Origin of the sequence: Gimesia maris, from assembly GCF_008298035.1 — a bacterium.
Classification (GTDB): Bacteria; Planctomycetota; Planctomycetia; order Planctomycetales; family Planctomycetaceae; genus Gimesia; species Gimesia maris.
The window spans coordinates 68,996-80,617 of the sequence record NZ_CP042910.1; the positions used below are offsets into that span (position 1 = coordinate 68,996).

An 11,622-nucleotide genomic window follows, 5' to 3' on the forward strand; every position below is an offset into this window, starting at 1 on the left:
CAATACGAGAAGAACCCTCATGGAGGGTTCGCTTCTACATTAAAATATTCAGGGTAGAAACGGTCTTGTTGCGGTAAGATCGATTCTGGTACACTGAGCCCCCCTGCATACGATCGAAAGTGTTGAACTGTTCCATCGTACTATTACAGGTCTGGCATCTTACCAGACGGGGGGGATTCTCTGATGTATTATCGCTTAACGACATGTGTTTGCCTGCTCTCACTCTGTTGTTCGACGGCTGTTGCTGAAGGACCAGTCTCCACCGAGGATCAGGACGCTCTTGATAAGCTCGTCAAAATCAGTTCTGAAGTAACAACGCAGCTCCGCAGTTATACAGCCCAAGGGCGCTTCCGGGAATATGACATTGCAGGTGATGACTTTCCTCTGTTGAGGGAAGCGAAAATTACAGCGAAGTGCAACGGGGCGCGATATTATCTCAACCTGGAATTTACGACTCTTCAGGAACCATATCAGCGTCGTGCGATTCCGCAGGAAGCGTATCAACGCCGCGTGATTCTGTTTGATGGCAGTACACTTGCGAGCAGTTATTTCTCACCGCGAATTTCTGTGACCGGGGCCGCTGGCGAGCTGTTTCCTGCCCGTGCTTCGCGATCAGGCATTGTGTCTCCGCAGATCTTTCATTTTCCCTGGGATATCGCCCACCTCGATCGGGAAGCCTGCTACCCTCTCATGGTAATCGAAAACCTGGGTCGTGACAGGCTTTTCTGTTCCTATACACCACAAGGAGACATCGCAGCAGGATATCTGGTTGGCAGACAGGGGAAGGCAGGAAAAGTCGATTTGCTGTTTCGAAAAAAAGACGGTTTTCATTTAGGCAGCTATCGCTGTGAAAACCCGCAGGGAAAACTGATGACGTCGCATGATTTAGACTGGACGCAAATCGATGGTATCTGGTGCGTCAAGAAGATGATTGAGGTCTCCTACATCGCCCACAAAAAGTGGGAGCTGGAATTCAATACGATCAAGCCGAATGCCACTATTGAGGAGAGTACGTTTGCATTGGAGGCACTCGATCTACCTGCCCGGTCACGGATCATCGAGCGGGGGCCGGTAACACGCCTCACCCGCGTCGCAGAGTAAATATCGCAGGTCGCCACCCAGCGGTATTGCAAATTAAAGAAGCTGACATTCATCTGCTCAATGCCGCGCGGTTATTATTTCTCCAGCGTCAGGGTGCCCAAATCGACGGGTTCAGCGCTATATCCATTTTTCACAGGCGGAACGGTAAAGTGGACATCGTTTAAGCTGCCCGCGGCATGCTTTCGCTCTCTGAAGGTGACTTTCAGGAGATAGTCTCCCGGCGGCGCATCGTCGATACGGAACGATCCATCGCGGGCAATGCTGGCGGTGAGACTGGGAGAATCGGTCAGTAATTTACTGCGTGCGTCTTTGTATCTCTGATAGACCACTTTCTCCGCTTCATATGTGGGCGATTTTCTCCAGGCCAGTACCCAGTCGCGAAAGTGCAGGGGGTCTTTCCTGACCGCCTCTATCGATAACATACCCGCTGGTGGCTCTAAATACCGATGTGCGTCAACCATCGCAAATGCCCAAAGTACTTCACCCGTGTGATTGACAGGCGCTGCGAGTTTGCCCACAACCGGTCGCCCGGTGCCTCCCAGGTCCAGCGAGATCGTTTCTCCGGCGACAAAATCGACGGGTACTCGGACCGACGAAGTGGGTTCGGTGGCGCCTGCGTTGACGGTCAACATGATGCGGCGGTTAATGCGTCCGTGTCCCGGAAAGACACGCTCAAACACATAACGACCGTCTTTCCCCGTGGTCGTGTCGTGGTGGGTGAAGATATTCGGAACGCCTTCGCCGTAAGACGGGGTCACATTACTGAAGATGGTGAGCGGGACTCGCGCAACCGGCTTCGTGCCGACACGAAACGTTCCTTCAATGCGTGCCCAGGGGGTGAGTGTGACGGTTTCCGGTATCGCCCCTTGTTCCGATTTGAGGTGCGCGTAACCCGCCGGATGCGTGATCATCAGCTGGAATGGTTCTGTCCGTGCCGGAATGCTGAAATGCCCTTTTGCATCCGACTTGAGCTGTGTGGCATATGTCGAACCGTCATCAATTTCACCATTCTCAACGCTGATCTGCGAGCCGGCGACACCAAGGGCGATTTTCGCGCCCGCCGCCGGTTTCCCCGCTGCTGTCATCAGGGTTGCAGCGATGTCTGTTGCCGGTTCCAGGGCAAAATCAATCTCGATTTCTCCCTCGTCGGTTTTGATATCACGCGAGATCGCCAGCTGATAACCGGCGGCTTCAATTTTCACCAGATTCGCAGAATATCCGTGTTTCAGGCGAATGCGGTACGTTCCATCGGTCGCATCAATACCGTCGCGGGGGCTCCAATCCATTCCGAGGCGAGGATCGCTGTTGCGCAGGCCGGGAGTGAAATGAAACTGTTTGATCGGTTGTTTTGTCTTGGCATCAATCACGTGACCCGAAACCACCAGTGCCGGGGGCGGAGTGAAGACATATTCCTTCTCGCGGGCGACGAGTGGTTCTTTGGAGAGCTGCATTCCGCCGGGACGACAGATGTCGGCCTGAAATTCATCCAGGGGGGCTTCATCCCATTCCCAGACGCCATGCTCGTCGGCGTACTGACTGACATGGTCGAACTCGAAGTAATCGATTCTGCCACGCCAGTCCTGAAAGAAAATGCGTGCCTTGGGAATTCCTTTCCCGTTTTCATCGACGACACGCACGCGAATCTTACCGCCGGGCTTGAGCACAAAGTCGACCGGTTCCATCTCTGGGGCCACGCGGACTTCTTTCATTTCCAATGCACGACGCTTGGCGGATGCGACAACACGCGTCACGCGAGGTTCGCAACCACTGAGCAGGTAGACGCCAAACTCGTCGGTTTTTGCTTCACGAATTTCATTCAGGAACTTGGTACGAATCAGTGCGCCGCCGACCGGTTTGCCGTTTTCATCTGTCACACTGCCTGTGATATTCAAACCCTGTCCCAGCATCATTTTTGCGGAAGGACTCGCATCGGCTTTCACTTCGAAGACACTGCGGTTGATCCGTTTTCGCCAGGGACCATATTCGGGGTGATTGATGGCGATGAAAACTTCCGCTTCGGAAGCAGGGACATCATCGAACTGCCATTCCCCCTTTGCGTTCGTCACGATTTTCGTGTTGACAGCCGGTCGTCTGACATCTTTATTCCGTCGATAGCGGCGCACATCCACCGAGATCTTCGCACCGGCGACAGGCTGTCCCGCTTTGTCAACAACGATACCCCCCACGGTCCAGTCTTTGTCCGCAGCGGCTTTGGGGCTCTTCTTGTCTTGCGCGCTCGCCAGATGGAGGGGTTGAATTCCCGCGATCAGACTCAAGAGGATGATCAGCCCCGTTAGAATTCGAAAGTCTTTGAGTGGAATCCCGTGTCGAGACACATCGGAAACGGCTTTCGATGCCGGTCGGTACGGCGGGGTATCAAAAATAATCATGAATTCACCTGGTTGGAAGCGATCAACGTGGAGCACGGCTGATTTTGAATTGATTCAGTCGCATTCAGCCGGTGTGATGAAAGCAGGCGATCGAGTGTCTGTCGTCCTGATCTCGCTGGGCGCGATCTGTAACATACATCTATGCACAGTATTCAATCGTGTAGACGAGGTCAAGAAAATGTTGTATTTCTACAGACGAAAATGGAAGAGTGAACCGTCAGCACGGTTATTTTTTCTCCAGTGTCAGTATACCCAGATCGATGGGCTTTGTTGCATTCTTCCCATCGGACGGTGGTACGTAAACATGAACGTCTTTCAATTTGCCAGCGGGATTGTCATGCAACCACATCTTTAAATCATAGTTTCCTGGTGGCACATCGTCGATGTGAAATGCACCGTCGTCGCCGATACTGGCTGAGAAGTAAGTGTTGTCTGTCTGCAGCTGCAGGTGCTGTTCATACGCAAGACGCCAGGCTTCGTACCGCTCAGGATCTTTGAAATCCTCTGCTTTAGTCAGCGGTTCTGGTGGGGGTGGGAGAGTGCCTTGGAGTTGGAGCAAATTCAAATTCCAGATGACCCTGCCGGTATAACCGGTAGCGGGCGCCAGTTGACCGACGATCCGCCGCCCTGTACCCCCCAGATTGAGGGTCGTGGTTTTTCCTGCGAATAATTCTACCTTTTCCCGATGTGACGATGTCACCTCGCTCGTTCCCTCATTCGCCATCATTGTGATTTCACGTCCCACGCGGCATTTGCCGGGAAAGACCCGGTTAAAAACGAAACGGCCGTTTTCATCGGATTTGGTTTCAGTCTCTGTGTGAATATGCGGCTCTTTGTCGCCGTAGAGATTGAAGCCGTTACCAAACAGCGTCAGGTCGACATGCGGGGCGATGTCCTTCCCCACGCGGAATGTTCCTTCCAGTCGCGCCCAGGGAGTGAGCTTGACGGGATCGGGAATCGGACCTGCTTCCGACTTGAGGTGTGCGAAGCCATCTGGATGCAGAATGATCAGTTGAAAGGGTTCCGTTCGGGGCGGAATACTGAAGAAGCCTTTGGCGTCAGATTTGAACTGCGTGGCATACGTCGAAATGTTGCGGATCCTGCCGTTTTTGATCATGATCTGAGAACCCTCTATCCCGACGGCAATTTCTGCCTCCGCGGCGGGTTTACCGTCTGCTGTCAGAATGGTGGCGGCAATATCTTTTGCAGGTTTCAAAGCGAAATCGAACGGCACACTTTCCTCGTCGGGTTTGAAAGCACGTGAAGTAGCGACCTCATAACCGTCTGCTTCAATTCGTACAAAGTGGGCCGGCTCGTCACGCGTAATGCGAATCAGGTATTTGCCATCAGAGGCTTCAAAACTGTAAGACGTATTCCAGAACAGGCTGGACGTTGAATCGTCTCTTTGAACTCCGGGTGTGACGCGGAACTTTTTGACAGGCTGTTTTGTCTTCGCGTCGACGACACTTCCTGAAATCACTAACGCTTTGGGTGGTTGGAACACATATTCTTTTTTACGTGCCAGCAATTTCTGATTGGTGAGTTGCATCCCGCCAGGGCGGCAGATATCCACCTTGAATGAATCGAGGGGCGCTTCGTCCCATTCCCAGACACCATTTTCATCGGCGTACTGGTTCACATCATCGAACTCAAAATTATTAACCCACTTCCCCCGCCAGCTTTGAAAAAAGATGCGTGCTTTGGGGATGCCGTTCCCATTTTCATCGACCACACGCACGTGAACTTTTCCGCCCGGCTTCAGTGAGAAGTCAACTGGGGTCATATCAGGTTCCACGCGCACATCCTGAACTTCCGGAGCACGACCATTCGCGGAAACGGCGACGCGTGTCACCCGGGGTTCGCAGCCGGTGATCAGGTAGACGCCAAACTCATCTGTGGTCGCTTTGCGAATGTCATTCATGAACTTCGTGCGGACCAGCGCGCCGGCGATGGGTTTACCTTTCTCATCCGTCACGCTACCCGTGATATTCAATCCCTGCTCCAATGTGATTTGTGCAGTGGGACTGGCATTGGCTTTCACTTCAAATTCACTGCGGGCCACACGTTTTCGCCAGGGACGATAGTCGGGGTGATCTACGGAAAGATACACTTCTGCTTTGGAAGCGGGGACATAATCAAACTGCCAGCGACCGTGGGCATCGGTTTTGATTTTCGTACCAACACCTAACTGACTGGTATCGCCGGGCCGTTTTTTGAAATCTACGCTGGGCGAAACTTTTGCGCCTGCGATCGGTTTCCCTGCTTCGTCAACAATGATGCCGCCTACCGTCCAGCCTTTATCCAGCATCGCTGTAAATTTATCCGGGATGCTGTCCACAGGCCAGCTGGCCCAGTAGGGTGCATAACCGGGCTTTTTGATACTGAGGTTGAAGCGTTTCAGGTGATGAGTCATGCGAAAGCGGAGTTCGCCTTTGTCGTTCGTTTTCACAAACGGTCCATAGGTCGCGTCTCGCAGGAACTCACCTTTGATGATCTGATCGGCCGTGGGAGCGGGACCACTGCGGATTTCGACGGTCGTATCAGGCACCGGTTTGCCAGCCGAGTCAACGACGCTCAATTGAAACTGCCGCATCATGTCTTTGTCGGGCGCGAAGACCAGCATAAAGTTGATGGATTCATTGGGGCGAATGTATCGGATGCCGTCTTTGAGAAAAGGCATATCTGGATCGTCTGTGATACGCAGCGGTTCGGAAGGTCTGCGGCTCACGAGTTTGTAACCCATACGCTGATATTTGCAGAATAGCTCTACATCGTGTGTTCCTACGCCATAAGGGGATTTTTCGGAAACCTCACCACGCTCGACCGGGCCGAACTGCAGACCGAAATTATCGAGCCGATTGATGACACCTTCCTGGTTTCGCATTTTATTTTTACTGTTGACGAGCCGCATTTCAACGCGCCCGCCGGTTATTGATTGACCATCTTTGACTACGGCATCACCAGTGATATGAAACGGATCCTGGAACATTTTTGCCAAGTCGCTGGTCAGTTTCAATTCAGTCGTTTTATCGGCTTCTACTCTGGCACTGCCGATTTTAGGGTAGCGATATCTGCCTTGAAAATGAACGTTGTTAATTTCGATCAGGTATTTCCCCGGGAACAGGGGCGCGGTCGTAAACTGCCCAGCTTCGTCAGTCGTGGCGTAAACCATAAACGTCTTGCGTTTGTCCTTCAGGAAGAATGAATTTCCAATTCTCAGATCCAGGTCAGGCATCGGTTTGCCGGTTTGAGGATCGACGACAGTTCCCTTAATGAAACCGCCGCGCGTCATTTTCAGATTGAATTCTTCCTGATATGGTTCTTTCAGCTGCAGAGAAAGATCCCGCCACGACTGGCCATCGGCGGGTACATACTCAGGATGTTGGAACTGCACGCCGAAGTGTTGATAAGCACGCTTATCTTCAGGCGTATCATCAAGTATGATCGCAGTCCCTGTCTTAAGAGGGTCAAACCGATATTTGCCGTCCGCATCCGTGGTTGTTTTCTGACCGCGAAACCGTGTCGCCACGCCACTGTAGAGCTGGACCTCTACATCCGGGATCGGCTTTCCTTTGGTGTCGGTAATATGGCCATGCAAAACCGGTTTTTTCTGAGGGGCAGGTTTTGTCTCAGTTTGTTGCTTCTGTTCGTTCCCTGGTGTGCTCGTCTGCGCCGTGGAGGGAGAAATCAGGCCGACAATCGCCAGAGCCGCTCCCAGAATCAACAGCCCGCATAAGCCGCCGCGCGAGACCGGCAGGGGCTCCTGCAGGGATTCACCGAACAGCCGGGCCACGCGACGGCGGATTTCTGAAGGAGACTTGCCACTGGCAGCCAGTGTCGTCAGATCGTTGCTGGACATACTGCGTTTCGCCAGTTCCGCGACATGCAGCAGCGCTGTGGCATAATTCACACGCGATTCGAATGTGGAAGTGGAATCGAGTTTCAGCTGGCATGTCATTTCATCACAACAGTATTCCCGCAGCATGTTGATCCGGTGATTCAGATACCAGAGCGCGGGATTGAAAAACAGAATCGCTTCCGTAAACCGCTGCAGCAGATTGATCCACAAATCGAAACGGCGGATGTGAGCCAGTTCGTGCGCGAGGATCAGTTCCAGCTCGTCAGTGGTGAGTCCACTGATGGCAGAAGCGGGCAGCAGGATCATCGGTCGCAGAATACCTGTCACGCGAGGCACTAGAATCTGTTCGCTACAGGCCAGTACCGGAACCACTTTCAACGACCATGTCTGAGCAAGGTGGCGTAATGAATTGACGAGCGGCCCCGCAGAGATCCGTTCGGCTGTCGCGCCGAGTCGCTGTACGCGGATACTGGAGATCAACAGGCGGAACAACATCAAGGCGACTCCCGCGACGTAGCAGGCGACGATCCAGGGAGCCAGCCAAAGCCAAACCTGTGATCGTCTTGCGGGAGACGCCTTGGAATCTTCGGGGAAAAGATCAATGGCGGAGCGTGTTGTCTGCTGCTCAATGAACTGGGATTTCGTAGCGGGTAGTGGCTCTGAAATAACGGGACTGGTTTGAACCGGCGCGACAGGGCGCATGTCGGCGAGGGAAGGCAACGCCTCTGTTCTCGCTGGAGTCACGCGGGCTGCCACGGGTTCAGTCGGAGTCTGATCAACGAGAGCGAATGTCACGGGGAGCGCCAGCACGGCGAACAGCAGAGCCGTGACGTAGAGTACATAATATCGTTCTACGTTATTTTTCTGCCAGCAGCGCTCCACGAGCCAGAGCACGCCGATCAGCAGGGAGACCTGCCAGATGGAATGCAGCAGCGTCAGACAGAGGCGGCCGCTTAAAGCGGGATCGAGAAGCGTATTCCAGATCATTGCTGTTGCTCCTTTGCTTTGCGGGCAATGAGCTTGCGGAGTGCCGCGAGTTCTTCGGAATCCAGGTCGACCGTCTCAATCAGGTTCATGACCAGAGCCGATGAGGAACCATCAAACACCCGCGATAACAGATCTCCCAGGATGCCGCCGGTCACCGCTTTTTTCTGCAGCTTCGGCGAAAACAGGAACGACTTGCCATCCTTTTTCCGTTTCACGAACCCCTTGTGATACATGATGTTAAGCGTCGTGATTACGGAACTGTGTGCCAGCGGTCGTGCGGCCTGCGCTTCGAGCCGCGCCCGCACATCTCGCACGGGCAGCGGCGCCTCGTCCCAGAGGATCTTCAGGATTTCCAGTTCCAGTTCGGTCGGGTGTTCAGATCCGGGTCGCGCCATCTAAAGATTCCTCAAACGAAGAACAGCAAAAACGCATCTCAATATCAATCATCTAATTCTTTAGATGATGTTACTGGAGGATTCTCAGTTCGTCAAGAAATCTTTTAATTAATTAGATGATTAAAGCGCGGCGACCATACTGTTGGTCCTCTTTGCAATTGAATCGGTAGCTCAGTCTGCTTTTTCAAGCCAGTTGATACCCTGGCGAATATTGCCGTAGACGTTTCCTTTCCAGCCGTGCCCGCCGGGATAGTCGACCAGTGTGGCGCGGACGTTTGTCTTCTTGAATGTATCGCGGGCTGCTTTCGCCATGCGGTGAGGGCAGACTTTGTCGTCGGGGGAATGCAGCAGATAGAGACTGCGCTGTTTTGCATTGGCGATATCAGGGAGCTGGTCTGGCTTAAAGACGGACATGGCAATCAGCGCACCGTCAATGTCGGTTTCTTTTTGCAGCAGCGTCGCGTACGCTGCGGGACCTCCTGAAGACCAGGCCAGCAGATAAATTCGTCTGGAATCGATCTTCTGTTTTCCGCTGACATCTTTGATCACGGCAGCGATCAGTTCTTCTGTCGTGTATTTGACCTTTGCAGTCTGACTGTTTTTTGTCGGCCAGACGACTTTGGGATCAGCGGTCCATTTTTTCGCGATCGGTTGTGCCAGTACGAAGTCATCACTCAAGGCATTTTCGAAAATTCGCTTCACAAAGGGATGAAAATCGGCCGAACCGTCACCGCCGGGAAGTACGATCAGCAGTGCGTGCGGTTTTTCGTTATCAGATTTGTCTTGAGGCGTGATCAGCAGATACTCTCCGGTTTCTCCGTTGAGCGGGATCTCAATTGCGTGCTCTTTTTTTTCGGGTTTCACAGGCGCTGATTCGCCGGTCAGCGTCACTTCCAGGTCATCAAACCAGACTTTCCCCGGTCCGTAGATCTGCAAGCCGATCACAATCTGCTTCGTATTTTCCGGGATCTCTGCAGAGCCGGTATAGTTTTTCCAGTCATGACTGACGGGAGACTCGCCGGACTCTTTCGCGCCGATGTAGCTGAGCCATTGATGGCCGAGACTTTTTTTGTTCTCATCCAGGAATAGCACGTCGATAATGGCTTTGCTGGTCTGTTCCGCCCGCACTTCACACTGGACCTGAAGATTCTGTTTCTCACCTTGATAAGGGAGCAGGCGGTACCACTGTGCGATCGGAAAATAGCGGCGGGCGGATTTTTGCAGCGAGAGACTGCGGTCTCCTGTTTTTCCACGCCCCTTATCATAGACATACCTGACCCCGGGCACATTAAAGCCGGTCTGCCACTCTTCGGGTGCTTTGGTTCCGGTTTCGAAACTGTCCTTGAGAATTGCCTCCGGTTCCGCGGAAAAAGAAACACTGATGCTGAACGGGATGAGTAAGATCCAGGTTAAAGTGAACTCATATCTGTGATGCATCATCGAGCCTTTCTGTCTGTTCAAATAGCGGCGCGCACCTTGTGCGCCGCTGTATGATGGAATGTTTAAACTCAGAATCGATCTCTGTCAGCCATCATCAAAGGGACTGGCAGGTTCCGGTGTGAGGATTAAAGACTGACTGTCAGCGGGTACGGTTAACTCTCGTGTCTGCCATTCACCGCCAGGAAATTGTACGTACACGGTCACCTGTTCGCCCGGCAGAAAGTGGGGCATGGGTAGATTCCCCTCCAGGTTCGATTGACGAACTACAGGCTGGGCGCTACAGAAATAAATGCAATGCTCTTGCCCGTTTTGATCAACGCGTTCAAACGGAAATGCGTTGACACCCGACAGGGGCGTCCCTGCGTTCGATTCAAAATGCAAAACCAGCCCCGCAGACCTGGTCAGTTGAAAGTGAAAAGGATCCAGTGTGCCTGTGCGCATCGAGACATATTCGGATTTCAGCAGATGCGCGTCGGCGATGGCGGCGATCTGTACTTCATATTCCTGCCCGGGCGGGTAGACATTTTCGATCAGAAAAGTCCCGTCGGGACGCGTGAGAGCGGTATACGAATTCTGCCGGTAACCATGAGGAGGCCAGGTTTTCACGACTGCCAGAATATGTGTCTCACTGAGAGGTTGCCCCTCTTCAGCAACCACCGTGCCTTGGATGTCGCCGGTCGTTTCCGATTCCAAATATCCTGAAGCCGCCAGTTGAGTGCTGGCGGGCGGCGGTTGGTTTTCCGACAGGAAATATATCCAGATCAGCCAGCCCATCGCAACCACCAGTCCCAGTGTGAGCAACTGATGCAGGCGATGCCAGAACAGGTGCCGAGAAAGCGAGACGTGGCAACAATCGTCTACCACTGTTTTGACATCACCAAACTGCTCCAGCGCGGTCTGCTGAGACTGCCGGGGATCCATTCCTTCACTGTGATGATCCGCGGCACTGGAAGAAAGATGAAATTCGATTTCTTCACGAAGATCGTGCAGTTCACGATCCGTATGCGCGATCAACGGCAGACGAAGATACGAGATCAGGGTGCGGAACCAGTGACGTAACATCTCAGCCCTCCGCCAGATTGGATTTCAGAATCAGGCTGATCGCATCAACCAGATGGGACCAGGACTGGACTTCGGTTTTGAGCTGCGCGCGGCCAAGAGCCGTCAGTTCATAATATTTCGCCCGCCGGTTACTTTCCGAAAGACCCCACTCCGACTGGATCCAGCCTCGTTTCTGCATGCGATGCAAGGCCGGATAGAGCGAGCCTTCTTCAATCTCCAGGGCACCTTTCGTTGTGACCTGAATCCATTTCGCGACTCCATACCCGTGTCGTGCCTGGGCCAGCAGACTTTTCAGGATCAGCATATCCAGCGTCCCCTGCAGCAGATCGGCTTTCTGTTTTTTTGCCATGCGTCTCTCCCCAAGAATGCTTAGGGGAGAGTATTATCG

General features: G+C 53.1%; 7 protein-coding genes. 1 reads left to right on the top strand and 6 read right to left on the bottom strand.

The annotated features are described in order from the left end of the window. Positions 1-183 precede the first annotated feature (183 nt). Entirely contained in the window at positions 184-1,101 is a 918-nt protein-coding gene (locus tag GmarT_RS00270; protein ID WP_002648136.1) for a hypothetical protein, read from the top strand. Positions 1,102-1,175: 74 nt separating this feature from the next. Here the strand turns inward: GmarT_RS00270 and GmarT_RS00275 are convergent, their stop codons facing one another. The 6 genes from GmarT_RS00275 to GmarT_RS00300 form a co-directional block, all read right to left on the bottom strand. Then, a complete protein-coding gene (locus GmarT_RS00275; protein WP_002648135.1) occupies positions 1,176-3,491 on the bottom strand; it encodes a carboxypeptidase-like regulatory domain-containing protein in 2,316 nt (771 codons plus the stop codon). Between the two features lie 226 nt (positions 3,492-3,717). Continuing rightward, complete coding sequence (locus GmarT_RS00280; RefSeq protein WP_002648134.1) at positions 3,718-8,337, bottom strand: carboxypeptidase regulatory-like domain-containing protein; 4,620 nt, start codon at positions 8,335-8,337, stop codon at positions 3,718-3,720. Beyond that, positions 8,334-8,732, bottom strand: a complete 399-nt coding sequence (locus GmarT_RS00285; protein ID WP_002648133.1) for a BlaI/MecI/CopY family transcriptional regulator — start codon at positions 8,730-8,732, stop codon at positions 8,334-8,336. The genes GmarT_RS00280 and GmarT_RS00285 overlap by 4 nt, the downstream gene beginning before the upstream one ends. Positions 8,733-8,903: 171 nt before the next feature. Next, entirely contained in the window at positions 8,904-10,172 is a 1,269-nt protein-coding gene (locus tag GmarT_RS00290; RefSeq protein ID WP_044239357.1) for an alpha/beta hydrolase, read from the bottom strand. 84 nt (positions 10,173-10,256) lie between these two features. Next, positions 10,257-11,234, bottom strand: a complete 978-nt coding sequence (locus tag GmarT_RS00295; protein ID WP_002648131.1) for a carboxypeptidase-like regulatory domain-containing protein — start codon at positions 11,232-11,234, stop codon at positions 10,257-10,259. A 1-nt stretch (position 11,235) separates the two neighbouring features. Further along, positions 11,236-11,583: a PadR family transcriptional regulator gene (locus tag GmarT_RS00300; RefSeq protein WP_002648130.1), complete on the bottom strand. Its 348-nt coding sequence runs from the start codon at positions 11,581-11,583 to the stop codon at positions 11,236-11,238. Between the last annotated feature and the right edge of the window lie 39 nt (positions 11,584-11,622).

What these genes read in the sequence shown, in the direction of transcription:
- GmarT_RS00275 (WP_002648135.1), bottom strand. Translation starts at nt 3,491, where the DNA reads ATGATTATTTTTGATACCCCGCCGTACCGACCGGCATCGAAAGCCGTT.
- GmarT_RS00285 (WP_002648133.1), bottom strand. Translation starts at nt 8,732, where the DNA reads ATGGCGCGACCCGGATCTGAACACCCGACCGAACTGGAACTGGAAATC.
- GmarT_RS00270 (WP_002648136.1), top strand. Translation starts at nt 184, where the DNA reads ATGTATTATCGCTTAACGACATGTGTTTGCCTGCTCTCACTCTGTTGT.
- GmarT_RS00295 (WP_002648131.1), bottom strand. Translation starts at nt 11,234, where the DNA reads ATGTTACGTCACTGGTTCCGCACCCTGATCTCGTATCTTCGTCTGCCG.
- GmarT_RS00280 (WP_002648134.1), bottom strand. Translation starts at nt 8,337, where the DNA reads ATGATCTGGAATACGCTTCTCGATCCCGCTTTAAGCGGCCGCCTCTGT.
- GmarT_RS00300 (WP_002648130.1), bottom strand. Translation starts at nt 11,583, where the DNA reads ATGGCAAAAAAACAGAAAGCCGATCTGCTGCAGGGGACGCTGGATATG.
- GmarT_RS00290 (WP_044239357.1), bottom strand. Translation starts at nt 10,172, where the DNA reads ATGATGCATCACAGATATGAGTTCACTTTAACCTGGATCTTACTCATC.